This is a genomic window from Streptomyces regalis, from assembly GCF_001509475.1.
GTDB lineage: Bacteria > Actinomycetota > Actinomycetes > Streptomycetales > Streptomycetaceae > Streptomyces > Streptomyces regalis.
Genome location: NZ_LLZG01000389.1, coordinates 39,667 through 63,209 on the forward strand (window position 1 = coordinate 39,667; position 23,543 = coordinate 63,209).

The 23,543-nt window shown below is 68.6% G+C and carries 20 protein-coding genes, 1 tRNA gene and 1 pseudogene; 5 read left to right on the forward strand and 17 right to left on the reverse strand.

Going from position 1 to position 23,543, the window contains the following annotated elements; translation table 11 throughout:
* Positions 1 to 16 precede the first annotated feature (16 nt).
* The 3 genes from ADL12_RS40525 to ADL12_RS40535 all read right to left on the reverse strand — a co-directional run bounded on the left by ADL12_RS40525 (position 17) and on the right by ADL12_RS40535 (position 4,423).
* A complete protein-coding gene (locus ADL12_RS40525; protein ID WP_062712828.1) occupies positions 17 to 853 on the reverse strand; it encodes an aldo/keto reductase in 837 nt (278 codons plus the stop codon).
* A gap of 166 nt (positions 854 to 1,019) precedes the next feature.
* Positions 1,020 to 2,846, reverse strand: a complete 1,827-nt coding sequence (locus tag ADL12_RS40530) for an AMP-dependent synthetase/ligase (protein WP_062712831.1) — start codon at positions 2,844 to 2,846, stop codon at positions 1,020 to 1,022.
* 713 nt (positions 2,847 to 3,559) lie between these two features.
* Entirely contained in the window at positions 3,560 to 4,423 is an 864-nt protein-coding gene (locus tag ADL12_RS40535; protein WP_062712833.1) for a LysR substrate-binding domain-containing protein, read from the reverse strand.
* A gap of 194 nt (positions 4,424 to 4,617) precedes the next feature.
* Here ADL12_RS40535 and ADL12_RS40540 point away from each other — a divergent pair, with 194 nt between their 5' ends.
* Positions 4,618 to 5,655, forward strand: coding sequence for a bile acid:sodium symporter family protein (locus ADL12_RS40540; protein ID WP_062712835.1), 1,038 nt, complete (start codon positions 4,618 to 4,620; stop codon positions 5,653 to 5,655).
* Here ADL12_RS40540 and ADL12_RS40545 read toward each other — a convergent pair.
* From ADL12_RS40545 to ADL12_RS55245, 3 genes are all read right to left on the reverse strand, one after another.
* Entirely contained in the window at positions 5,591 to 6,826 is a 1,236-nt protein-coding gene (locus tag ADL12_RS40545; RefSeq protein WP_062712837.1) for a DUF4185 domain-containing protein, read from the reverse strand. The two genes, ADL12_RS40540 and ADL12_RS40545, sit on opposite strands and share 65 nt — an antisense overlap.
* A gap of 10 nt (positions 6,827 to 6,836) precedes the next feature.
* Positions 6,837 to 8,726, reverse strand: a complete 1,890-nt coding sequence (locus ADL12_RS40550; RefSeq protein WP_062712839.1) for an exo-alpha-sialidase — start codon at positions 8,724 to 8,726, stop codon at positions 6,837 to 6,839.
* 133 nt (positions 8,727 to 8,859) lie between these two features.
* The gene (locus ADL12_RS55245; protein WP_167364465.1) at positions 8,860 to 9,003 is read right to left on the reverse strand and encodes a hypothetical protein; all 144 of its coding nucleotides are present in this window, start codon (positions 9,001 to 9,003) and stop codon (positions 8,860 to 8,862) included.
* Here ADL12_RS55245 and ADL12_RS57360 point away from each other — a divergent pair.
* A pseudogene (locus ADL12_RS57360) lies at positions 8,965 to 9,163 on the forward strand (MarR family winged helix-turn-helix transcriptional regulator); the annotation flags it as partial. The gene ADL12_RS55245 and the pseudogene ADL12_RS57360 overlap by 39 nt on opposite strands.
* A 71-nt stretch (positions 9,164 to 9,234) precedes the next feature.
* Positions 9,235 to 9,762 (forward strand): isochorismatase family protein, encoded by a 528-nt coding sequence (locus ADL12_RS40560; RefSeq protein WP_062712843.1) that lies wholly within the window; start codon positions 9,235 to 9,237, stop codon positions 9,760 to 9,762.
* A gap of 112 nt (positions 9,763 to 9,874) precedes the next feature.
* Here ADL12_RS40560 and fdhD read toward each other — a convergent pair whose 3' ends face one another.
* From fdhD to ADL12_RS40585, 5 genes are read right to left on the reverse strand one after another with little or no spacing between them, the layout of a single operon-like run.
* Positions 9,875 to 10,723, reverse strand: coding sequence for a formate dehydrogenase accessory sulfurtransferase FdhD (gene fdhD, locus ADL12_RS40565; protein ID WP_062712845.1), 849 nt, complete (start codon positions 10,721 to 10,723; stop codon positions 9,875 to 9,877).
* Between the two features lie 7 nt (positions 10,724 to 10,730).
* Entirely contained in the window at positions 10,731 to 11,591 is an 861-nt protein-coding gene (locus tag ADL12_RS40570; protein ID WP_062712847.1) for a 2Fe-2S iron-sulfur cluster-binding protein, read from the reverse strand.
* On the reverse strand, positions 11,588 to 13,420 hold the full coding sequence (locus tag ADL12_RS40575; RefSeq protein WP_062712849.1) for an NAD(P)H-dependent oxidoreductase subunit E: 1,833 nt from the start codon (positions 13,418 to 13,420) through the stop codon (positions 11,588 to 11,590). The genes ADL12_RS40570 and ADL12_RS40575 overlap by 4 nt, the downstream gene beginning before the upstream one ends.
* A 5-nt stretch (positions 13,421 to 13,425) precedes the next feature.
* Positions 13,426 to 15,381: a molybdopterin oxidoreductase family protein gene (locus tag ADL12_RS40580; protein ID WP_062712850.1), complete on the reverse strand. Its 1,956-nt coding sequence runs from the start codon at positions 15,379 to 15,381 to the stop codon at positions 13,426 to 13,428.
* On the reverse strand, positions 15,378 to 16,349 hold the full coding sequence (locus tag ADL12_RS40585; RefSeq protein ID WP_062712852.1) for a 2-dehydropantoate 2-reductase: 972 nt from the start codon (positions 16,347 to 16,349) through the stop codon (positions 15,378 to 15,380). Before ADL12_RS40585 ends, ADL12_RS40580 begins: the two co-directional genes overlap by 4 nt.
* Before the next feature lie 257 nt (positions 16,350 to 16,606).
* On the opposite strand from ADL12_RS40585, the gene ADL12_RS40590 reads away from it, so the two are divergent.
* Positions 16,607 to 17,938, forward strand: a complete 1,332-nt coding sequence (locus ADL12_RS40590) for an OFA family MFS transporter (RefSeq protein WP_062712854.1) — start codon at positions 16,607 to 16,609, stop codon at positions 17,936 to 17,938.
* Positions 17,913 to 18,041, forward strand: a complete 129-nt coding sequence (locus tag ADL12_RS57895; RefSeq protein ID WP_274245889.1) for an MFS transporter small subunit — start codon at positions 17,913 to 17,915, stop codon at positions 18,039 to 18,041. Before ADL12_RS40590 ends, ADL12_RS57895 begins: the two co-directional genes overlap by 26 nt.
* Positions 18,042 to 18,168: 127 nt before the next feature.
* On the opposite strand, the gene ADL12_RS40595 is transcribed toward ADL12_RS57895, so the two are convergent.
* The 6 genes from ADL12_RS40595 to ADL12_RS54575 all read right to left on the reverse strand — a co-directional run bounded on the left by ADL12_RS40595 (position 18,169) and on the right by ADL12_RS54575 (position 23,212).
* Entirely contained in the window at positions 18,169 to 18,978 is an 810-nt protein-coding gene (locus tag ADL12_RS40595; RefSeq protein ID WP_062712856.1) for a transposase family protein, read from the reverse strand.
* 113 nt (positions 18,979 to 19,091) lie between these two features.
* Complete coding sequence (locus ADL12_RS40600; RefSeq protein WP_062712857.1) at positions 19,092 to 19,904, reverse strand: class I SAM-dependent methyltransferase; 813 nt, start codon at positions 19,902 to 19,904, stop codon at positions 19,092 to 19,094.
* 659 nt (positions 19,905 to 20,563) lie between these two features.
* A complete protein-coding gene (locus ADL12_RS51810) occupies positions 20,564 to 21,508 on the reverse strand; it encodes a G1 family glutamic endopeptidase (RefSeq protein WP_159053452.1) in 945 nt (314 codons plus the stop codon).
* Positions 21,509 to 21,718: 210 nt separating this feature from the next.
* Positions 21,719 to 22,897: a methyltransferase domain-containing protein gene (locus tag ADL12_RS40605; RefSeq protein WP_167364466.1), complete on the reverse strand. Its 1,179-nt coding sequence runs from the start codon at positions 22,895 to 22,897 to the stop codon at positions 21,719 to 21,721.
* Entirely contained in the window at positions 22,898 to 23,029 is a 132-nt protein-coding gene (locus ADL12_RS57900; protein WP_279617193.1) for a hypothetical protein, read from the reverse strand.
* Between the two features lie 85 nt (positions 23,030 to 23,114).
* A tRNA-OTHER gene (locus ADL12_RS54575) sits at positions 23,115 to 23,212 on the reverse strand.
* Positions 23,213 to 23,543: the final 331 nt, after the last annotated feature.

Sequence of the window (23,543 nt, forward strand, 5' to 3'; positions counted from 1 at the left end):
GGCGTCGAAGCCGACGTCAGGCCATGTCGAACGTCGCCGGGTCCGGGCCGATCCGTCGGTCCTCGTTCAGCGCGCTGATCGCCGCGAGGTCCTCGGCGTCCAGGCTGAAGTCGAAGACCTCGATGTTCTCCTTGATCCGCGACGGCGTCACGGACTTCGGGATCACGACATTGCCCAGCTGGAGGTGCCAGCGCAGCACGATCTGGGCCGGGCTGCGGCCGTGCTTCTGCGCGATGGCGACGATCGCCGGAACCTCCAGCAGCCCCTTGCCCTGGCCGAGCGGCGACCAGGCCTCGGTGGCGATGCCCTGCTCGGCGTGGTACTCGCGGGAGGCGTGCTGCTGCAAATGCGGGTGCAGCTCGATCTGGTTGACCGCCGGGACGACCGACGTCTCGCCGATCAGTCGCTCCAGGTGCTCAGGAAGGAAGTTGGACACACCGATCGCCCGGATACGGCCGTCGGCGTGGAGCTTCTCGAACGCCTTGTACGTGTCGACGTACGTGCCGCGGGCCGGCAGTGGCCAGTGGATGAGGTAGAGGTCGACGTAGTCCAGACCCAGCTTCCCCAGCGACACGTCGAAGGCGCGCAGCGTGGAGTCGTACCCCTGGTCGGAGTTCCAGAGCTTGGTGGTGACGAAGATGTCCTCGCGAGGGAGACCGGCGGCGGTGATGGCCTTGCCGGTGCCCTCCTCATTGCCGTAGATCGCCGCTGTGTCAATGCTGCGGTACCCGGCCTCCAGCGCCGTGCTGACCGCCTGCTCCGCCTCGTCGTCCGGCACCTGCCAGACACCGAAGCCCAACTGGGGCATCTCGACGCCGTTGTTGAGGGTGATCGGGGGGACCTTGCTGCTCACGAGCTCTTGATCCTTACGGTTGTCGTCAGGTGGTACTCATATCGTCAACGATCACGAGGCGTGATGCATTCCTGACGGCGGAATCCGATGGAAAGTGTGCGCCGACCGGACGCGTCACCGTGTATGGATATGTGAACACAAGTATAGATATCTGAACCCAGCCAGCTCAGGCCCGGTACAGCGCCTCGACCTCGTTGGCGTACGCGTTCTCGATGGCCTTGCGCTTCAGTTTCAGCGACGGCGTGAGCAGTCCGTGCTCCTCGGTGAAGGGCTGCGCGAGGATACGGAAGGTGCGGATCGACTCGGCCTGCGAGACAAGGGTGTTGGCGGCGACGACCGCGCGCCGCACCTCGGTCTCCAGGTCGGCGTCGCGGACCAGCTGGGCCGGGGTCATCTGGGGCTTGTCGCGCATCATCAGCCAGTGTTCGACGGCCTCCTGGTCGAGGGTGACCAGGGCCGCGATGTAGGGGCGGTCGTTGCCGACGACGATGCATTGGGCGACCAGGGGGTGGTCCCGGACGCGCTCCTCCAGCACGCCCGGCGAGACGCTCTTGCCGCCGGACGTGACCAGGATCTCCTTCTTGCGGCCGGTGATGGTGAGGTAGCCGTCCTCGTCGAGGGAGCCCAGGTCGCCGGTGGCCAGCCAGCCGTCGTGCAGGGTCGCGTCGGTGGCCTTCTGGTTGTTGAGGTAGCCCTGGAAGATGTTGGCGCCGTGCAGCCAGATCTCGCCGTCGTCCGCGATGTGCACGGTCATGCCCGGGATGGGCTGGCCGACGGTGCCGTAGCGGGTGCGGTAGGGCGGGTTGGCGGTCGCGGCGGCCGTGGACTCGGTGAGGCCGTACCCCTCGTAGACGTGGACGCCGGCGCCCGCGAAGAACAGGCCGAGCCGCCGGTCCATGCCCGACCCGCCGGTCATCGCCTGCTTGATGCGGCCGCCCATCGCGGCCCGCATCTTGGAGTAGACCAGCTTGTCGAAGAGCTGGTGCTGCATGCGCAGGCCCGCCGACGGTCCGGGGCCGATGCCCCACGCCTTGGCCTCGATGGCTTCCGCGTACTTCACGGCGACCTCGACGGCCTTCTCGAAGGCGCCCGACCTGCCCTCCTTCTCGGCCTTGCGGCGGGCGGCGTTGAATACCTTCTCGAAGATGTACGGCACGGCGAGGAAGAACGTCGGCTTGAACGCGGCGAGGTCCGGCAGCAGGGCGGCCGCGTTCATCTGCGGCTGGTGGCCGAAGCGGACCTTGCCGCGGATCGCGGCGACCTGCACCATCCGGCCGAAGACGTGCGCGAGCGGCAGGAACAGCAGGGTCGCCGCCTCGTCGCCCTTCTTGGAGTGGAACACCGGCTCCCAGCGCTGGATGACCGTGTCCGCCTCGTACATGAAGTTGCCGTGCGAGATGACACAGCCCTTGGGGCGGCCCGTCGTGCCCGAGGTGTAGATGACCGTCGCGACGGAGTCGGGGGTGACCGCCTGCCGGTGGCGGTGAACCACCTCGTCGTCGAGGGGGGCGCCGGCGTCGTACAGCTCCTGCACGGCGCCCGAGTCCAGCTGCCACAGCTGTTGCAGCCGGGGCAGCCGGTCGATGACGGTGGCGATCGTCATCGCATGGTCCTCGTGCTCGACGATCGCCGCCGCGCACTCGGCGTCGTACAGCGTCCAGAAGCACTGTTCCGCCGACGAGGTGGGGTAGATCGGCACCACCTGGGCGCCGATCGTCCACAGGGCGAAGTCGAAGAGCGTCCACTCGTACCGGGTGCGGGCCATGATCGCGACGCGGTCGCCGAACCGGATGCCCCGGGCGAGCAGGCCCTTGGCCAGGGCGAGCACCTCGTCCCGGAACTCGGCGGCGGTGACGTCCCGCCACTGTCCGTCCTCGTCCTTGCGGCCGAGGGCGACATGCAGCGGATCCTCCTGGGCATGCTCGAAGACGACGTCGGCCAGGCCGCCCACCGGCGGTGCCAACGCCAACGGAGGGTTGGTGAACTCGCGCAAACCCCGCTCCCCGCTCCGAATGCCTTGGCTGAAGCTCCGCTCAGCGCCGTGAAAGCTACCCCAACCGCGTTTCGGACGGGAGGGGGCCGGAAATCGACGGGTGCTCAGGTACGCACTGCTCAGCGCGGGAAAATGCGCTCACATGGGGAAGGGTCGGACAGAAAACTGACCGTTGAGTAAGTTTCGGGCCCGTAATCTCCACCGAATCTGTACGAACAGATTACGGGGTACGGGCCCTGTTGATCATGTCATCCCCGGCGCGCCGCCGGCGTCTCCTCCGGCGTCTCTTCCGTCGTCTCCTGTGTCAGCGTACGAGTCGCCGAACCTGTCACTGCGGTCTTCGTCACAGCCCCCTGACCAGGACGAGTACCAGCACTCCGGCCACCATCGCCGTCGACCCCGCCGCCACCGCCACCGCGTCGAGCGTGTCCTGCATCCTGCTCGGCAAGCTGCCCCGCACCCCGCGCGTCCTGGAGATCCGGGCCCACCAGATGCCGCACCGCTTCTACGGCGGGCCGACCGGCTGGCTGCGCAAGTTCCGGGTGCTCACGGACGACCAGGTCGTGTATCTCGACGTGGAGTACTGGTCCGCGTCCATCGGCTACCCCTTCGCCGCCCACGGCGAGATCGCCCACGCCGCGGCGACGGCGGGCCCCTGCAACATGGTCGCGACCGTGGTCGTCAGGAACTCAGCTGACGTTCCGGCGACGTCCTCAACGCCGGTGCAGCCGGTCCCCGCCCGCCAGGATCGCCGCCGCCAGTGCGTCCGCCGCGCCCTGTGCGGACGTGCGGCGGTGGCCGTGGACCAGCACGAAATCGACCCGGCCCAGCTCCGGCAGCCCGGCCCGGTCGGGCACGCGCACCAGTCCCGGCGGAATCAGCCCTCGTGAGTGCGCCATCACGCCGAGCCCGGCCCGTGCCGCCGCGACGAGGCCGTTGAGACTGCCGCTCGTGCACACGATCCGCCACTCACGCCCCTGCCGCTCCAGCGCCTCCAACGCGAGCGCCCGCGTGATGCCCGGCGGCGGATAGACGATCAACGGCACCGGACGATCCGGCTCCAGGCGGAGCCGCTCCGCGCCGATCCACACCAGCCGGTCGTGCCAGACCGGCTCGCCCCGTGGATCCTCGGGGCGCCGCTTGGCGAGCACCAGGTCCAGTTTTCCGGCGGACAGCTGCTCGTGCAGGGTGCCCGAGAGTTCGACCGTCAGTTCCAGGTCGACCTCCGGGTGGTCGTGGCGGAAGCCCTCCAGGATCTCCGGCAGGCGGGTCAGGACGAAGTCCTCGGACGCGCCGAAGCGGAGCCGGCCGCGCAGCCGGGTGCCGGTGAAGAAGGCCGTCGCCTGCTCGTGCACCTCCAGGATCCGGTGGGCGAAGCCGAGCATCGCCTCGCCGTCCTCGGTCAGCTCCACGGAGTGGGTGTCCCGGGTGAACAACGGCCGCCCGGTGGCGTCCTCCAGGCGACGTACGTGCTGGCTGACGGTCGACTGGCGCAGGCCGAGGCGACGGGCCGCCTGCGTGAAGCTCAGCGTCTGGGCCACGGCGAGGAACGTACGCAGATGGGAGGGGTCGTACACGCCTCCAGGCTAGCGCGCGGTTATCGCGGAACGTGATGGCAGTCAGAGTGGTATGCCGGATTCCCGATCGCTGATCGCCGGAGGACGATGGAGAGGGCACGTCCGTGCCGGGAACACGAAGTTCGGCGAAGCGACAGCCGAGTACGACAGCGAAGTAGTGGAGCACAGTGAAACGCCTGCAATGGCCGCGTTGGATGCCGATCGACCCGTACATCCTGCTGCTGCTCGGGACCGTGGGCCTGGCGGCCCTCTTCCCGGCGCGTGGGACGGCCTCCGACGTGGCGTCCGGTGCCTCCACGGCCGCGATCGCCTTTCTGTTCTTCCTCTACGGCGCCCGGCTGTCCACCCGTGAGGCGCTGGACGGCCTGAAGCACTGGCGGCTCCATGTCACAGTCCTGGCCTGCACCTTCGTCGCCTTCCCGCTCCTGGGCCTGGCCGCCCGCGGCCTGGTCCCGGTGATCCTGACCCACCCGCTCTACCAGGGCCTGCTCTTCCTCACCCTCGTGCCGTCGACCATCCAGTCGTCGATCGCCTTCACCTCGATGGCCCGCGGCAACGTGCCCGCCGCGATCTGCGCCGGCTCCTTCTCCTCCCTCGTCGGCATCGTCATCACCCCGCTCCTCGCGGCGGCCGTGCTCGGCAGCAGCGCCGGTGGCTTCTCCGCCGACTCGGTCGTCAAGATCGTGCTGCAGCTGCTGGTGCCGTTCGTCGCCGGGCAGCTGCTGCGCCGCTGGATCGGAGGCTTCGTCGCTCGGCACAAGAAGGTGCTCGGGCTGGTCGACCGCGGCTCGATCCTGCTGGTCGTCTACACCGCGTTCAGCGAGGGCATGGTCCAGGGCATCTGGCACCAGGTGAGCCCGATACGGCTGGCCGGCCTGCTCGCCGTCGAGGCCGTGCTGCTGGCCGTGATGCTCGCGCTGACCTGGTACGGCGCCAAGGCGCTGCGCTTCGACCGCGGGGACCGGATCGCGATCCAGTTCGCCGGGTCCAAGAAGTCCCTCGCCGCCGGCCTGCCCATGGCGAGTGTCCTGTTCGGCGCGCACGCCTCGCTGGCTGTGCTGCCGCTGATGCTCTTCCACCAGATGCAGCTGATGGTGTGCGCGGTCATCGCCAAGCGCCGGGCCCACGACGCCGAGGCCGAAGCCGACGTCGACGCCCCGGAGCCGGTCACCGAGTCGGCGTCACCCGCAGCGTCACGAACCGCGGTCGGTACAGGGACACGTTCCGGTTGAGCTGCGCCGCGGCGGCGCCCGTCTCCAGCCAGTTGACGTCGTAGCTGACGACGAGACGTCCGGCGTCGCTCAGCTCGGGGTGCGTCTGCGGGTTGTACGCGGCGACCTGGCCGCCCTGCGGCAACGACGGGCTGAAGTCCTTCGTCGGCCCGTGCCACGGCCCGGTGGGGGAGCAGGCCCAGTACGACGTCACGGTCGTCAGCCCCTCGGTACCCGCGGCCATCGTGAACAGGACGTACGTCCCCCGGACCCGCGCCACCGAGAACGCGCTGCCCACCCCCTTGCGCTGCCCGTCCCCGAGCACCGCGCCCGGCCGGGCACCCGCCCGGGCCCAGCGGGAGCCGTTCCAGTACTGCCAGGCCCCCGGCTCGGCCAGCCGGCCCTCGGGCACGCGCGCGACGTACGCGTGCGAGGTCGGCCGGGACGCGGCCTGGCCGTCGTCGCCCCCGAAGACGTACGTCCAGCCGTCCTCCTCGACCAGCGTCGTGCCGAACAGGACCCGTCGGGACGGATCCGGCACCAGTTGCTGGTCGAGGACCTTGACGACCGACTCGACCCGCAGGTCGGGCAGCGAGAGCGTGGCGACCTCGGTGGCGGTGGGCACGCCGTAGATCCACGGGGACTGCCCGGCCGTGCGCACCCACAGCAGCACCCGCAGGACCTGCTCGGAGGAGCCGGGGGAGTGGGGCTCGACGCGGGCCGCCACCGGCCAGCGCCACTGGTTCGGGGCGGGGTCGGGGAAGAGCGGGGTGGGCAGGGTGCGCTCCAGGCGTCCGTCGCGCATGACGACCGCCGAGTTGCGCACCAGGGGGGCGGTCGTGTCCCGCCAGGTGTGGGACTCGCCGAACGGGTTGGGCGGGGCGTACACCTGGCCGAGGTAGGTGTCCGAGAACAGCCACAGCAGCCGGCCGTCCGGCAGGCGCACCGAGTGGGTGCCGTCGCCGCCGGTCCAGTCGTCGGTGCGGGAGGGGTCGTCGCCGTAGCGGGCGAACTCGGTGGTGAGGCCGTCGTCGGCCTTCCAGGACGCGACCGAGTGCGGTGCGCACGCGCCACCGCCCTCCCGTTCGCCGTCGTCCGGGAGGGCGGTGAGCAGCACGGCCCCGAGAACCAGGGCCAGCAGGAGTCCGAGGCCGGTTCCCGTGCGCTGCCGTGCTCGTGTGTCGTCGGGCACGCCCGGGACGTTAGTGGTCTCGGCGCACCTGGTCCATGGGCAGCCACAGGACGGTACCGGCGGTGGCCGAACTCTTGCGGTCGGTGACCTGTGCCGCGGTGCTGATTTCCGCGTCGCCGAGTGCCCGGTTCCACACGTGGACGTCGTCGATCGCGCCGGTGAGGAAGGCCCGGCTGTCCATGCGCTGGCCGACGTGCACACCGAACGGCGAGTTGCGGCTGACCGAACCGGGCACGTCGGCGGTGCTGATCGCCGTACCGTCCAGGAAGAGCGTCAGCCGACCTCCGCCCCGCCGCAGGGCGAGGTGGTGCCACGCGCCGTCGTTGTGGGCGTCGGCGGCCCACACGGACGCGGTGCGCACGGTCCCGAATCCCTGCCGGGTGGTGATCAGGGCGCGCACCCGGTCGTTGTCGGGCTCGCCGCGCAACCAGACCTGGGGCTGGGTGGAGCCGATCCCGCCCATCCACAGGAACGGCTGCTCGCCGGCGGTGGCGGAGTACCGGAAGAACAGCCAGACGGTGAATTCGCCGTCACCGAGCGGAAGTTGGTTCCGATACGGCAGGCGTACGGCGTCGTCGTCGCCGTCGAACTCCAAGGCGTTGCCGAACACGCCGTCCGTCGTCTCCGGGCCCCCGAGGACGGTCGCGCGGGGTGCGCTCGGGGCGAGGTCGGGGGTGGTCGGGTCGGGGCCGCGGCGCGGTCCGAGCCAGGCCTCGTCGAAGCGGGCGAAGCGGATCTCGTCGCGCGCGTCGACGGTGCCGCCCTCGTACATCAGGCCCACCGTGGACGGGTCGATGTCCACCATGTCGGAGTAGCCCGACCAGTCCGTGGTCACGACCCTGCCGCGGTCCACGCTGTCCCAGGTGGTGCCGCCGTTCCAGGACGACCGGATCATCATGGTCCGGCGGCGGTCGGGGTCGCCGGGCGCGGACAGCAGGAGCCGGTTGCCCAGGCGGAGCGTGGCGCCCTGGACCTGGGGCGTGTACAGGTCCGGGATGTCCCGGAAGGGGCCGGTGAAGCTGTTGCCGCCGTCGCGGCTGTACGTCTGGGAGCGGTGGCCGAGGTCGGTGCCGTCCTGTTCCCGGCCGCTGATGAGGATCGTGCCGTCGGTGCGCTCGGTTAGGGTCACTTCGGACGGCTTCTGCCGGAAGGTGCCGTCGGCCGCGGCGATGGGCCAGGAGTCGGTGGCGCCGACCCGCCAGTGGTCACCGCCGTCGTCGCTGACGATGAGGGCGGCGTGGTTGGCGGTGACCCGACTGCCGTCCCAGGTCTCGGTGTTGACGCCGAAGACGAGCCGCCCGGCGTGCTTGCCCCTGGTGAGCTGGATGCCGTGCACGGGGCCGGTGGCGTACCAGGAGTTCCAGTTCGCGGGCAGTATCTCGTCGCTCAGATCGCGCGGCTCGGACCAGGTCCGGCCGTCGTCGTCGCTGTACTGGAGATGGGGGATGCGCTCGCACGGGACGGAGCAACTTCCGCTGTCCGTACGGCCCGTGTTGTACGTCTCCGCCAGCAGGATGCGGCCGGTCTCACGATCCACGATCGGCGCCGGGTTCCCGTGCGTGTCGCCGTCGCCCTCGTTGACGACCTGGAGCGGGCCCCAGGTGCGACCACCGTCCGTCGACCGCTTGAGAACGATGTCGATGTCGGCGGCGTCACCGCAGTTGAGCACCCGCCCCTCGGCGAACGCCAGCAGCGTGCCGTCCTTGGTCTTCACGATCGCGGGGATCCGGAAGCAGGCGTACCCGGGGTCCTGGGCGGCCTTGAAGAGCACCTGCTGCTCGAACAGCGGTGTCCGGGTGGCCGGTTGGGACGGCGCCGAACCTAAGGTCGCGGCCGTCGCCATAGTGGCGACGGCCGCGACGAGGGCAGCTCTGAGACGTGCGCGAACTCTTGACGGCATGGTGCGGCCCGCCCTTCATCGTCTGGGTCATGTGTCCAGGCAACTGAACATTCGGACATCCCACGTCCAAGATGCGCATTACAGACGTTAGTTGGGCCATCGCACACATCACAAGAACCGTGCACGTGTCACGTCACGGATGGAGTACTGCTTTCCCTCGGTTGACCCGCGACTCGACCGCCGCGTGCGCCTCGGCAGCCAGGTCGCCGCCGACCGAGTCGAGGACGTAGTCCACGGGGCTCCCCAGCTGGCCGCGGAGGGTATGAAGATGTGGCATCACGTGGTGCTCTTCGCCGTCCGCGACCTCGCCCCCGTCGCGCAGGCCGACCTGGGGCCGCAGCGTCCAGCTCGACCCCAAGGACCTGGTGGGGATCCTCAACGACCTGCAGTCCGCCGGCTTCGTCGTGCGCGAGCCCGCCCCCGGCGACCGCCGCCGAACGTGACCGGTTCATGGACCTGTTGATCCGGATCTCCGGTACGCAGAGCTGACGGCGGATAACGTTCCGTCATGACCGCACCACTCGCGCTCGAAGGCGCACGCACCGCCCTTGTGCTCGTCGACCTGATGGACCGCATCGTCGCGCTGCCCCTGGAGCCCCGTAAGGGAACCGAAGTCCTTGTGACCTGCGAGGAGTTGGCCGCCAGGTTCCGCTCCGCGGGCGCGCCCGTCGTGCTCGTCCGCGTCGAACGCCCCTCGGTCGCCGAGCAGCCGCCCGGCAGCGGGCTGGTGGCAGGACTGCTGAAGGAGGGCGACATCGAGATCGTGAAGCGCACGATCGGCGGCTTCCAGGGCACGGGCCTGGACGACCGCCTCCGCGAACGCGGCGTCACCACCCTGGTGTTCGGCGGCATCGCCACCAACCTCGGCGTCGAGTCCACCGCCCGCGCCGCCGGCGACCTCGGCTACGAGCTGGTCTTCGTCGAGGACGCGATGACGGCGTTCACGGCGGCGGAGCACGAGGCTTCGGTCCGGCTCGACTTCCCGAGGCTGGGCTCGGTGGTGCGGGCGTCGGACGTGAGCTTCAAGGCCACCTGAGCCGAAAGCGCGGGCGCGCGGAGGCCCGAGCCGTCAAACAGCGGGGCCCCTTGACGGCGCAGGGGGCGCTCCCCGCCGGTCGGGGCCCCGCCGCCGTGTCGCGGGGAGCCGGTCAGGCCTGGGCGGCCGCGGTCCGCAGGGCGAGCCGGTGTTCGCCCGCGTACACGTTCATGGAGCTGCCCCGCAGGAAGCCCACCAGTGTCAGACCCGTCTCCGCGGCCAGGTCCACCGCGAGGGACGAGGGCGCCGAGACCGCCGCCAGGACCGGGATGCCGGCCATGACCGCCTTCTGGGCGAGCTCGAAGCTGGCCCGGCCGGAGACGAGAAGGACCGTGCGGGACAGCGGCAGGTCGCCGTTCTGCAACGCGCGGCCGACCAGTTTGTCGACCGCGTTGTGCCGGCCCACGTCCTCCCGTATGTCCAGCAGCTCGCCGTCCTCGGTGAACAGGGCCGCCGCGTGCAGGCCCCCGGTCCGGTCGAAGACCCGCTGGGCCGCGCGCAGCCGGTCGGGGAGGCCCGCGAGCAGGTCGGGGTCGAGCCGGACCGGGGGAGTGTCGGCTATCGGCCAGCGGGCCGTCGTACGTACCGCGTCGAGGCTCGCCTTGCCGCACAGGCCGCAGGACGAGGTCGTGTAGACGTTCCGTTCGAGGGTGATGTCGGGGATGACCACGCCCGGGGCCGTCTTCACATCGACCACGTTGTAGGTGTTCGATCCGTCGACCGTGGCGCCGGCGCAGTACACGATGTTCTGAAGGTCCTCCGCCGCGCCCAGCACCCCCTCGCTCACCAGAAACCCGGCGGCCAGTGCGAAGTCGTCGCCCGGAGTGCGCATGGTGATCGCGAGCGGCTTGCCGTTCAGCCGGATCTCCAGCGGTTCCTCGGCGACGAGCGTGTCCGGCCGGGTGGTGACCGCCCCGTCCCGGATCCGGATCACCTTGCGTCGTTCCGTGACTCGTCCCATGTGTCTCTCAGTCCCGGTTCTGTACGTGCTGGTAGCCGAAACGGCCCTTGATGCAGAGGTTGCCGTGGGTCACCGGGTTGTCGTGCGGCGAGGTGACCTTCACGATCTCATTGTCCTGCACGTGCAGAGTGAGGTTGCAGCCCACTCCGCAGTACGCGCACACCGTCGTCGTCTCGGTCTGCTGCGACTCGTCCCACGTACCCGCCGCCCGCATGTCGAACTCCGACTTGAACGACAGCGCGCCCGTCGGGCACACCTCGATGCAGTTCCCGCAGTACACGCACGCCGAGTCGGTCAGTGGAGCATCGTGTTCCACGGCGATCCGCGCGTCGAATCCCCGGCCGGCCACCGAGATCGCGAAGCTGTTCTGCCACTGGTCCCCACACGCGTCCACGCACTTGTAGCAGAGGATGCACTTGTCGTAGTCGCGTACGTACAGGTCGTTGTCGATCTTCGGTTCCTCGTTGAGGCGCGCCGCGTCGGGACCGAACCGGTCCGGCTTCGCCTCGTACTCCTTGATCCATTCGGCGACCCGCGGGGTCGTCGACATGTCGACCGACGAGGCGAGCAGTTCGAGGACGATCTTGCGGCTGTGCCGGGCACGCTCGGTGTCGGTCTTCACCTCCATGCCGGGCTCGGCCTTGCGCGAGCAGGCCGGGACCAGGGTCCGGGACCCCTCGACCTCGACGACGCAGACCCGGCAGGCGTTCTTGGGCGCGAGGGTGTCCCCTTGGCACAGGGTCGGGATGTCCTTCCCGGCCGCTCGACACGCGTCGAGGATCGTGGAGCCCTCCGCCCCGCGCACGCGCTCCCCGTCGAGGGTGAACTCCAGCAGCCGGCGCGGGATCCCCAGCGGTACCACGGTCATTCGTACGCCCCCAGACGGTCGATGGCGGATTCCACGGCGTTCCACGCGGTCTGGCCGAGACCGCAGATCGAGGCGTCCCGCATCGCGCGGCCGACCTCTCTGAGCAGGGCGATGTCATCGGCGGTCGCCGCGCCCGTGCGCTCCACGATCCGGTGCAGCGCCTCCTCCTGCCGTACGGTCCCGACCCGGCACGGCACACATTGCCCGCACGACTCGTCGCGGAAGAACTCGGCGATGCGCAGCAGCAGCCGGGGCAGCGGGACCGTGTCGTCGAAGGCCATGACCACGCCCGAGCCGAGCGCCGTGCCCGCCTCCCGCGTGCCCTCGAACGTGAGCGGGATGTCCAACTCGTCGGGCCGTACGAAGCCGCCGGCCGCACCGCCCAGCAGCACCGCCCGCAGCCGCTTCCGTATCCCGGCCAGCTCCAGCAGCTCACCCAGGGTCGCGCCGAAGGGGAGCTCGTAGATGCCGGGCCGCTCCACACTCCCGGACACGCAGAACAGCTTCGGCCCGGTGGATTTCGCCGTGCCGACCGCCGCGTACGCCGGTGCGCCCATGGTCAGGATCGGCAGTACGTTGACCAGCGTCTCTACGTTGTTCTCCACCGTCGGCTTGCCGAACAGCCCCTTCTCCACGGGGAACGGCGGCTTCGAGCGCGGCTCGCCCCGGTAACCCTCGATCGAGTTGAAGAGAGCCGTCTCCTCGCCGCAGATGTACGCGCCCGCGCCCCGCCGGATCTCGATGTCGAAGGCGTATCCCTGGCCGAGGATGTCGTCGCCGAGCACTCCACGCGCGCGTGCCTGCGCGAGCGCGTGTTCCAGGCGGTGCAGGGCGCGTGGGTACTCGCCACGCAGGTAGAGGTAGCCCCGGTGGGCGCCGGTCGCGTACGCCGCGATGGTCATCGCCTCGACCAGCGCGTACGGATCGCCCTCCATGATCACGCGGTCCTTGAAGGTGCCCGGCTCGGACTCGTCGGCATTGCAGACGACGTAGTGCGGATGGTCGGGCTGCGACGCCGTGGCCTGCCATTTGCGGCCGGTGGGGAAGGCGGCGCCGCCGCGCCCGACCAGGCCGGAGTCGGTGACCTCGCGGATGACTCCGGCGGGACCGAGCTCGAAGGCCCGGCGCAGGGCGGTGTAGCCGCCGTGGGCGCGGTAGTCGTCCAGCGACGCCGGGTCGACGACGCCGACGCGCCGCAGCAGGGTCAGCGAGGGATCCCCCGCCTGCGGTACGGCCATCGCCGCCGGCGGCTCCTCGGGCGCCGAGTCCGGGGCGCTCGCGGCGAGGACGGCGTCGTGCACGGTCGCCGGCGCCGAGACCGCCGTACGCACCGGATCCCCGGCCTTGATCGCGAGCGCCGCCGGAGCCCGCTCGCACAGGCCGAGACACGGACTGCGCTCGACCGACACACCACTGCCGAGCCCGAGCTGTGCCTCGATCCCGGCGCACAGCTCGCTCGCCCCGGCGGCCGCGCACGCGAGGTCCGTGCAGACGTGGAGCACGGTGGCGGGGCGCGGCTTGACCGAGAACATGGCGTAGAAGGTGGCGACGCCGTACGCCTCCGACGGCGGTACGGTCAGCCGCCTGCACAGGTAGTCCAGGGCGCCCTCGCTGATCCAGCCGACCCGGTCGTTGATCGCGTGCAGCCCCGGCAACAGCAGGTCGCGGCGGTCCCGGGCCTCGCGTCCGCCGCGCGCCCACCTGAGGTCGGCGGCCCGCATCTCATCGCGGGTGGCGCCCTCCCAGGAGGACACCGGCGGGCCCAACAGGGCGTCGACGGCCGCCCGTTCGTCGTCCGTCGGTTTGCTGTCGCCGAAGTGCAGGTCCACTTACGTCACCTCACGTTCGTCACTACGGTCGCCACGGGGAGCTTCTCGATGCGGATCGCCGACGCCTTGAACTCCGCCGTCCCCGCGATCGGGCAGTTCGCCTCGATCGTCAGCTGGTTGGTGTCCACCTCGTCGGGAAAGTGCATGGTCATGAAGGCCAGCCCGGGCCGTAGCGCGGTGTCGATCCACACCGGCGCGACGACCGACCCCCGCCGCGAGGTCACCTGGACCTCCTCGCCCACCACGACCCCGTACCGCTCGGCGTCCTCCGGGCACAGCTCGACGAACTCGCCACGCCGCAGCGGTGAGGCGAAACTCCCGCTCTGCACACCGGTGTTGTAGGAGTCGAGCCGCCGCCCGGTGGTGAGCCGGATCGGATACTCCTCGTCGGTGAGGTCGACCGGCGGATCGTGCTGGACGATCCCGAAGGGCGCCGACATCCCGCGCCTCGTCGGGTCCTTCTCCCACAACCGGCCGTGCAGGTAGGTCGGTTCGAGTTCGTCGGTGCTCGGGCACGGCCACTGGATGCCCTGGTGCTCCTCCAGGCGTTCGTACGTCATCCCGTAGTGGTCCGGCGAGACGGACCTGAGCTCGTTCCACACGGCCTCGGCGTCGGCGTACTTCCACTCGTGGCCGAGCCGCGCGGCCAGCTCGCAGATGATGTCGATGTCCTCACGCGCCTCGCCGGGTGGCGTGACGGCCCGTCGCACCCGCTGAACCCGGCGCTCGCTGTTGGTCGTTGTGCCGTCGGTCTCGGCCCATCCGGCGGTCGCGGGGAGGACGACGTCGGCCAGCTCGGCCGTCTTCGTCAGGAAGATGTCCTGCACGACGAGGAAGTCCAGCTGCCGCATGCGCCGTACAGCCTGCTCGCTGTCCGCCTCCGACTGCGCCGGGTTCTCGCCGATGCAGTAGACGGCCTTGAGCGTGCCCTCCTCCATCGCCTCGAACATCTCGGTGAGGTTGAGCCCGTAGTGCGGCTGGATGACGGTGTCCCAGGCCGACTCGAACTTCAGCCGGGAGTCGGGGTCGAGGATGTCCTGGAAGCCGGGCAGACGGTTGGGGATGGCGCCCATGTCGCCGCCGCCCTGCACGTTGTTCTGGCCGCGCAGGGGTTGCAGGCCCGAGCCGTAGCGCCCCACGTGCCCGGTCAGCAAGGACAGGTTGATCAGCGCGCGGACGTTGTCGGTGCCGTTGTGGTGCTCGGTGATGCCGAGGGTCCAGCACAGCTGGGCGCGCTCTGCGCGGGCGTAGGCATGCGCCAACTCCCGTATGGCGGCGGCCGGTACGCCCGTCACCTTCTCGGCGAGGGACAGCGTCCACGGCTCGACCAGGGCCTTGTACTCCTCGAAGCCGCTCGTCGCCCGCTCGATGAACGCCACGTTCGCGAGGCCCGCGTGGATGATCTCGCGGCCGATCGCATGCGCCATCGGAATGTCCGTGCCGACGTTCAGCCCGAGCCAGCTCTCCGCCCACTCGGCGGTGGAGGTGCGGCGCGGATCGACGGCGTACATCCGGGCGCCGTTCCTGATCCCCTTCAGCACGTGCTGGAAGAAGATCGGGTGCGCGAAGCGGGCGTTGGAGCCCCACATCACGATGACGTCGGTGTGCTCGATCTCCTCGTACGAGGAGGTCCCTCCGCCGGATCCGAAGGCCGCCGACAGGCCTGCCACGCTGGGCGCGTGACAGGTGCGGTTGCAGGAGTCGACGTTGTTGGTGCCCATCACGACGCGGGCGAACTTCTGGGCGACGTAGTTCATCTCGTTGGTGGCGCGGGCGCAGCTGAACATGCCGAAGGCGCCACGGTGTCGTTCGATGCCCCGGGCCGCCCGGTCCAGTGCCTCCTCCCAGCTCGCCTGCCGGAAGGGCTCCTCGCGTGAGTCCCGGACGAGGGGATGGGTGAGGCGCGTGTAGGTCTTCGGGGTCCGGTCGCGTTTCCTCGTGCGGCGTGCGTCAGCGTTCATGCGGCGCTCCTCAGCGCGAGCAGGTCCGAGATGGCGTGCACGGTGCGCAGGGTGGGCACCGGCACGCCGGTGATCTCCGCCAACTCGACGACCGCCGCGAGGAGAACGTCGAGTTCGAGCGGCTTGCCGCGCTCCAGGTCCTGGAGCGTGGACGTGCGGTGGTCGCCGACCCGCTCCGCGCCCGCGAGCCGGCGCTCGATGGAGACACCGACCTCGCAGCCGAGGGCCTCGGCGACCGAGAGTGTCTCGGTCATCATGATCTCGATGACCTTGCGGGTGCCGCCGTGCAGGCACATCTGCCGCATGGTGGCGCGGGCCAGCGCGCTGATCGGGTTGAAGGAGATGTTGCCGAGCAGTTTGAGCCAGATGTCGTTGCGCAGGTCGGGTTCCACCGGGCACTTGAGGCCGCCGGCCACCATGGCCTCGCTGAACCCGAGACAGCGCCCGGAGACGCTGCGGTCGGGCTCGCCGATGGAGAACCGGGTGCCTTCCAAGTGCCGTACGACACCCGGTCCTTCGAGTTCGGTCGCCGCGTAGACCACGCAGCCGACGGCCCGTTCGGGCGCGAGCACCGCACTGACCGCGCCGTCCGGGTCCACGCTCTCGACGCGGTGGCCGTCGTGCGGGCCGCCGTGCCGGTGGAAGTACCACCAGGGGATGCCGTTCTGGGCAGCGACGACTGCCGTGGTGTCGTGCACAAGGGGCTTGATGAGCGGCCCGCACGCCGCGTACGAGTTGGCCTTCAGCCCCAGGAAGACGTAGTCGACCGGGCCGACTTCGGCCGGGTCGTCGGTGGCGTGCGCGCGGGCGGTGAAGTCGCCGCGCGGACTGAGCACCCGCACTCCGTGCTGCCTCATGGCCGCCAGATGCGGTCCACGGGCGATGAGATGCACGTCGGCGCCCGCGCGATGGAGCGCGGCTCCGACGTAGGCGCCGATGGCACCGGCGCCGAGGACTGCAACTTTCACTTCGGAACGCTCCGTTCGGTCGAGGGAGTACCGCGGAGGTGGCTGGGAAGCGCCGACTGGCTGGGAAGCTGCTACCGAATCCTGTCGACGGAATATTGTCTACAGTATGGATAGGGGGTCAGCAAGGGTTCGTGCACGGCGTTCGATACGGCTTCCGTACGGCGTTCGACCGTTCGTCGCGCCCGGCATACCGTTCATCGCATACCGTCGACGCGCCGCCTTCTCAACTCCGCTGCTGCTCCCTACCGTTCGGGATCATGAGTCCCCCTGTCGCTCCCCCGGGATGGAGCCGCTGGCTGGTTCCGCCCGCCGCTCTGTCGGTCCATCTGTCCATCGGCCAGGCCTACGCCTGGAGCGTGTTCAAGCCCCCGCTCGAGTCCGCGCTCGGCCTCAGCGGCACCCAGAGCGCGCTGCCGTTCCAGCTCGGCATCGTCATGCTCGGTCTGTCGGCCGCGTTCGGCGGCACGCTGGTGGAGCGCAACGGGCCGCGCTGGGCGATGACCGTCGCCCTGATCTGCTTCTCGTCCGGCTTCCTGCTCTCCGCGCTGGGCGCGGCCACCGAGCAGTACTGGCTGATCGTCCTCGGCTACGGCTTCGTCGGCGGGATCGGCCTCGGCATCGGCTACATCTCGCCGGTCTCCACGCTGATCAAGTGGTTCCCGGACCGGCCAGGCATGGCCACCGGCATCGCCATCATGGGCTTCGGTGGCGGCGCTCTCATCGCCTCGCCCTGGTCGGCGCAGATGCTGGAGTCGTTCGGCGCCGACAGCTCCGGGATCGCGCTGGCCTTCCTGGTGCACGGGCTGTCGTACGCCGTCTTCATGCTGCTCGGTGTGCTGCTGGTCCGGGTGCCGCGCACCGAGAAGCCGGTCGGTGACGGGCCCAGCGTCTTCGACGGACCGCAGGTGTCCGCCCGCAACGCCGTGCGCACGCCGCAGTTCTGGTGTCTGTGGATCGTGCTCTGCATGAACGTGACCGCGGGCATCGGCATCCTGGAGAAGGCCGCGCCGATGATCACGGACTTCTTCGCGAACACCTCGACAACGGTGTCGGCGTCGGCCGCGGCCGGCTTCGTCGCCCTGCTGTCCGCCGCCAACATGGCGGGCCGGATCGGCTGGTCGTCGACCTCCGACCTGATCGGACGCAAGAACGTCTACCGTCTGTACCTGGGCGTGGGCGCCCTCATGTACGGGCTGATCGCGCTGGCCGGCGACTCGTCGAAGCCGCTTTTCATCCTGTGCGCGCTGGTGATCCTGTCCTTCTACGGCGGTGGCTTCGCGACGATCCCCGCGTATCTGAAGGACCTCTTCGGGACCTACCAGGTGGGCGCCATCCACGGGCGGCTGCTCACCGCCTGGTCCACGGCCGGTGTCCTCGGGCCGCTGATCGTCAACTGGATCGCCGACCGGCAGGAGGAGGCGGGCAAGGACGGCTCGTCCCTGTACACGATGTCCCTGTTCATCATGATCGGGCTGCTCGCCGTCGGCTTCGTCGCCAACGAACTCGTCCGGCCCGTCCACCCCCGCCACCACATCCCCACCCCGGAGTCGAAGGAGGCCCCCGATGTCCAGCGACAGCAGCCCGCCTAGCCGACGGGGGCTCATCGCCTTCGCCTGGGTGTGGGTGGGAGTGCCGCTCGCCTACGGGCTGTACGAACTCGTACAGAAGGCGACGCAGTTGTTCACCGGATAAGGAACTGATGTCTGACACATGAGGACGGTGGGCCGCGCGGGGCGGGCTTCCGGGAGGATCCTGGTTCGCGCGCGGCACCAGCCGCGGCGAAATCGGGGGAATCGCAGTGACGTTTTCTCAGCGTTGATCATTTCCAGATGCCGTTGAGAACGAGGGCGGCTCGGGCGATGTTGCCGATCCGGCTGGGGCTGAGCGTGACGTGCTGCAGGGTTCGCCACCGTTGCTTGAGCTCGGCTGCGGCGCGTTCACCGAGGGCGCGGACGCCTCTGATCAGGCTGTTGGTGGTGCGCGTGTCCGAGTCCAGGGTCTGTTCGGAGCGGCCCTTCGGGCGCCGGACCGGGACGAGGATGCCGATCCCCGCGCCGATGTAGCCCTTGTCGGCGAGGGTGGGCAGGCCGTCGGCGGCGGCCTTGTACAGCGCGGGCAATGCGTGGATGCGGGCGGCGGTGAGGTCGGGTGTGGAGCCGGGCTCGACGTCGGAGACCCACAGCGGTGTGCCGTCCGGGGCGGACAGGAACTGCACGTTGCCGCCGAAGGCCTTGTGTTTCTGGCTGAACCACAGGTCGTTGCCGTTGTCGCGGACTCCAGCGACGCGGTCGGACTCGATCAGCGTGCCGTCGAGGATCACGTGAGTCATGCCTTCGCGGTGGCAGCGGTCCAGGACCTGGTGCAGGTCCGAGGCCTGGTCGGCGAGGACGTCGATGCCTTCGTGGAGATAGCGGTAGCCCGTGGCCTGGGAGACGCCGGCGTCTCGGGCCAGGCAGTGTACGCATCCTCGTTCGCGAAACCAGCGCAGGACCAGCACGGCCTGGCGGAACGGGCCGAGCGCGCGACTGACGCGCGGAGTGCCGATGCGTCGTCGGTGTGCGGCCAGCAGACGGGACAGGTACTCCACGACATGGCGCGGAACGTCGAGCGCGGCAGCATAGATGACCAAGGTGGGGCCTCCGGCTCAGCGGACGATCTTGTGAGGGAGGCCTGTCCTACCAGGGGCTTCACGTTTGTTAGAGCCCGGGGCCCGCATACCCGATCCGCGCTCGATCGAGTGGCTCAAGCCTTCTCGGCGCGGATCGAGTAGGTGAGGGGGATGCGCGGAGCGCCCTCGGAATGCCGGTAGATGTCGCCGTCGTGGCGCTCAAGCGACCGGCGTTGGAGGTAGAAGGTGTAGTCGTGCTCGTGAAGAAACTGGATCCGTAGCCCAGCTCCGGCGATCGCCGAGACAACGGTCGACAGACTGTGCCGCCACTCGACGCTCTCGTTGCCCTCGGTCGTTGCCGCCTCATCGGCGTACGTACCGGGGCCTCCCGAGGCTTCCGGACCTTCATCGAAGTAGTCGTGTGTGACCGTGCTTCCGGTCTCGTCGTCGAGGACGAAGCTGAAGGGGTGGAACTCCGCAAGGTACAGGTGCCCAGTGGGAGCGAGCAGTTCAGCGATCACCGACGCCCAGCGGCTGATGTCGGGAAGCCAATTCAGCGCCCCGAAGCTGACGTAGACAATGTCGAAGGTCTCCCCCTCGACTGCCGAGACCGCGTCGTAGACGTCCGCGGTCAGGAAGCGTGCGTCGATGCCGAGTTCGGTTGCGAGTTGTGAAGCCGCCTTGATCGCAGGTGGAGAGAAGTCCAGCCCGGTGACCTGGGCTCCTCGTACCGCCCACGACAGCGTGTCCCGGCCGAAGTGGCACTGCAGATGGATCAGGCGCTTACCCCTGACATCCCCCACCTCGGCCGTCTCGAAGTCCTTCAGCGAATCGGGCCGGGCGCGGAACCCCTCCATGTCGTAGAACGCCGCGCCCAGATGAATGGGCACCCGCTCGTCCCAGTACGCCTTGTTCAACTCCCGCCAGCGCCCTGCCAGATCACCCATGAATCCGGACGATACACGGAGGCGGACTGGCCTACTACGCTGTCGGACTCGCCAACCAACCAGTGGCCACGAGCAGCTCGAACGGCTCTCGAAATCCAACCCCGGATGCGCGTGCGGGGACAGCTCCGCCAACGCACGGTTGATCTTCCACGCCCGCTGGGCGGCACGTGCGCGCGCTCGGCGAGCGACTGCCGTCGAGCTCAAGCAGCGATGACGCAGCCGCCGCACGTCACGCTCAGCCCCAACCGCATCGGCGGCCTCACCCGCGTCGCCGCGTTCTCAACGGAATCTGAAAGTGATCACCACTGAGAAAACGTCAGTGACAGACAGACCGGGTGAAGGCAGGCCCGGACCGGTGCCCCCGCAGAGGGGGCGGGAAAGCGGCCCCCCAGCTCTGATTACACATCCCGGCCCTGCGGCGAGGCTAATCCCCTCCATGCCGGTCCTGAAAGCGAGAGCCCCGACGGGCGTACGGAAGTGCGTGAGTCGACTCCTTCAGGTTCCCCTCTTGAAGTGAGCAACCCCCTTCCCTGGGGGCCTATTGCTTGCTTCAAGGGGGTCCAACCCGCTCCCGCCCGCTCAGGGCACCGGAAGTAGTCGCCGACAAGACTCGCTGGTCCGGAGGGACCCCAGCCCAGGAGGGGGGCAGGCGAGGAGTGTCAGCTGCTGCTGTCGGTCGGTGTCTCGGAATGCGTTGACGGTGGTGGGGTCGTCGGCGTCTCGGAATGCGTTGACGGCTTAGTGGACGGTTTGGGGGTGGGATTCGTCGTGGAGGGGGTCGAGGACGGTTTATGGGACGGCTCGGGACAGACGTTGCCGCTGACGCTGCCTTCAGAGCGCACGGTCATCCGGTTGTTCTCCACTTTCACCGGCTGGGCCAATGTGGCTCCAGGCTTTGGATCCTTTGGCTGCTCGATGATTTTAAACTGTTTAGTTTTCCCTTTGCCTCGCGTTCCCGTCTGAATGGTTATATCTCCAAACGCCGGGAATGGCCGAAGGCAGTCGCCGCTCCCGGTGGTTCTCTCGACTATCCATTCTTTTGAGTTGGTCGCATGGCCATCGTCACCCACTATCTTCAGTGGGCGTATTTTGCGATTCTTGCCGTTATTCTTTTTGGCGTCAAGCTTGTAGATCCATCCCCTTTTTGGGTCCTTTACGTGCTGGATACGCACCGATACTTTGTCACTTCCGACAGCAAAACGGTCAAATACGTGAACGCAAATTTTGCCAACGCCGAGGTCAACTGGGCAATTTTCGGGCTTCCCATTTCTTCCGAGCTGCTGCCAGACCAGCTGTGTAAATGGCTTTCCGTACAGGCAGGAAGTCAGTGATCCGATCTGGATGAGAGGCTCGCTACCTTGCTGTTCAATCCCTCCGAGTCCCACCCACACGGCGACTTGGGGAGGGGTGGAAGAGGAACTGGAAGAGGGGCACTTCACGTTTGGAATTTCCCAAGCGCCTTCGACTGAATGTGCTTCCGGGCCCGCCACTTCGAGGCCAGCGTAGTTATTACTGGGTGCGGGCGTTTCGGAAATTCCTGTCAGTGTCGCATTGGCTGGCAGAAAAGCCGCTGTTGCAGCGGCGAGGAGGATTGCATGCTTCATGGCACCCACCTCCATGATTTTGGGAAGCAACCCTTGGGGAAAGTCCTCTCGTGAGACCGCTCGCCAGCGAACGACCAACTCTGTCGTGGGAGTTAGGGCTGCAACTTCGATCACAACACAGCTCCATGGTCGGTGCAACCGGACGAGGGAAGCGCAGCAATACAGCGAAGGGGCGGCCACCCGTGGGCCGCCCCTTCGTCGTTGCCCGGCCTAGAACAGGACCGGGGGCACCAGGTTGTCCGGATCATCGAGCCATACCGTCTCGCCCTCGGCGCTCACTGTGAGCCCGAACCGCTCGAAGCCGGGACGGTCCTGGTCCTCCCACCATCGGTAGGCCACCATGACCTCATCCCAGAGCTTCCGAGGACCGGACTGAACGACCTCGAACTCTGAACGGTCCTTCTCGAAATCCGCGGTCGCCCACGACGTGACCTCGGTGTCCCGAAGCCACAGCGTGTAAGAGCCGTCCTTGTACGACTCCATCCAGGGGAACGCGTTGGGCACCTGGGCGCCGATAGCGAACATCACATGCCAGTCGCCCACCTCATCCGGGGAGAGGGACGTGTACGACCTGACGCCGTCGGCCGGCCACGCTTTCCCCTTCAGGTACTCGCGGACGTGCTTCCGCTCCGTGCGTTGCGCACGAAGACGCATGAACGCCGAGGACCCAAGGAACTTGCCCGAAGCCGTTCCGTCCGACTTCACGGTGAGATGCACGATGGCTTCCCCGCCGTACGTCGGCCCCCACGGCGCGACGATCAGCCCGCCGGGCTTGGTCTGCTCAACCCATGCATAGGGCATCTGCCCAATCGAGCAAGTGGCGATCACTCGGTCATACGGGGCCGCCGGCGGATATCCATTCGCCCCGTCGCCGACGACTGCCAGGGGGGCGAATCCCGCGTCTTGGAGCCGCTTTCGAGCGTCCGCCGCCGTGTCGTCGTCCACCTCCACCGTGACAACGTTCTCGGGGCCTACTCGGTGCGACAGAAGGGCGGCATTCCATCCCGTCCCCGTCCCGATCTCCAAGACCTGATGACCTTCGTGAACGCTCAGGGCATCGAGCATCGAAAAGACCATGGTCGGCATCGAGTTGGACGACGACGGGATCTTGCCCGCGCCCGACCCCGTGTGCGCGCCGTCGTCCCACTGAGTGGTGATCGGCGCATCCGTGTAAACGGCCTCCCACCAACCATCAGGGTCCTCGGAGCGAATGATCCGGTTCTTCTGGCGGTTGCCGCCCGCAGTACCCGGCCAGATGACATCCGGAACGAACAGGTCGCGCGGCGCCCGCCTGAACGCGGGCAGCCAGTCAGACGACAGTGAACCCTTCTCCACCAGCGCGGACGCCAACCGCTGAGGGCTGGCGTCCGTTCCGTGCTGTGTGCTCATTTACTTGCCGTCCGCCGGGCCCTGGCCGTCGTTCGTGTTGCCGCCCTCATCCGACCCCCCGCCGCCGTGCTTGTTCCCGCTGTCGCTGTCGTCCTGCCCGCCGTCTGCCATCGTGAGCCACCAGTTCAACATGAGGTTCCTTCCATTCGATGGTGCCAGTTGGGCCGTCTCGCTGTCTGCGAAACGGAGTCGCACCCCGCCCCGCTGGGGCGGGCAGTCCCCCTGTCCGGACTCGAACCGGAGTCTCGACACCTACGCGGCCGTTCGACGTAGCAGCGAGAAGGCGTCGGCTCTTCCTGACTGAGCTACAAGGGGAGGGCGTTTACACGATCCGCGGTGCCCCATCGGGGATGTCCATGGCGGTTCCAAATGGCCGAGCATCCTCCGGATGCCCGTAGTTCTTGTGCGTGACCATGGCTTGCATGACCGCCCGCGTTTCTCTCTTGTCCCTCCTGCGCGCGGCGGCACTGCGCCTCTTTCTCAGAGTCGTGCACTGAAGGCAGGTACCGGGGGCAACCTCGCCCCCGCGCGGTGCCGTTAGATTCAAGGTTGCGTCCTGAGAAGTGGTGTACGGGTTCGACCTGATGTGGGGGTTTGCTCCGGCATCGGGATGGTGCCCGCATAGATGAACGGCCACCGGCTGATC

Coding starts and splice junctions, on each gene's coding strand:
- ADL12_RS40605 (WP_167364466.1), bottom strand. CDS start 22,897: ATGAGCACACAGCACGGAACGGACGCCAGCCCTCAGCGGTTGGCGTCC.
- ADL12_RS57895 (WP_274245889.1), top strand. CDS start 17,913: ATGTCCAGCGACAGCAGCCCGCCTAGCCGACGGGGGCTCATCGCCTTC.
- ADL12_RS57900 (WP_279617193.1), bottom strand. CDS start 23,029: ATGTTGAACTGGTGGCTCACGATGGCAGACGGCGGGCAGGACGACAGC.
- ADL12_RS40570 (WP_062712847.1), bottom strand. CDS start 11,591: ATGACCGTGGTACCGCTGGGGATCCCGCGCCGGCTGCTGGAGTTCACC.
- ADL12_RS40540 (WP_062712835.1), top strand. CDS start 4,618: ATGCCGATCGACCCGTACATCCTGCTGCTGCTCGGGACCGTGGGCCTG.
- ADL12_RS40600 (WP_062712857.1), bottom strand. CDS start 19,904: ATGGGTGATCTGGCAGGGCGCTGGCGGGAGTTGAACAAGGCGTACTGG.
- ADL12_RS51810 (WP_159053452.1), bottom strand. CDS start 21,508: ATGAAGCATGCAATCCTCCTCGCCGCTGCAACAGCGGCTTTTCTGCCA.
- fdhD (WP_062712845.1), bottom strand. CDS start 10,723: ATGGGACGAGTCACGGAACGACGCAAGGTGATCCGGATCCGGGACGGG.
- ADL12_RS55245 (WP_167364465.1), bottom strand. CDS start 9,003: ATGCCACATCTTCATACCCTCCGCGGCCAGCTGGGGAGCCCCGTGGAC.
- ADL12_RS40560 (WP_062712843.1), top strand. CDS start 9,235: ATGACCGCACCACTCGCGCTCGAAGGCGCACGCACCGCCCTTGTGCTC.
- ADL12_RS40580 (WP_062712850.1), bottom strand. CDS start 15,381: ATGAACGCTGACGCACGCCGCACGAGGAAACGCGACCGGACCCCGAAG.
- ADL12_RS40550 (WP_062712839.1), bottom strand. CDS start 8,726: ATGCCGTCAAGAGTTCGCGCACGTCTCAGAGCTGCCCTCGTCGCGGCC.
- ADL12_RS40590 (WP_062712854.1), top strand. CDS start 16,607: ATGAGTCCCCCTGTCGCTCCCCCGGGATGGAGCCGCTGGCTGGTTCCG.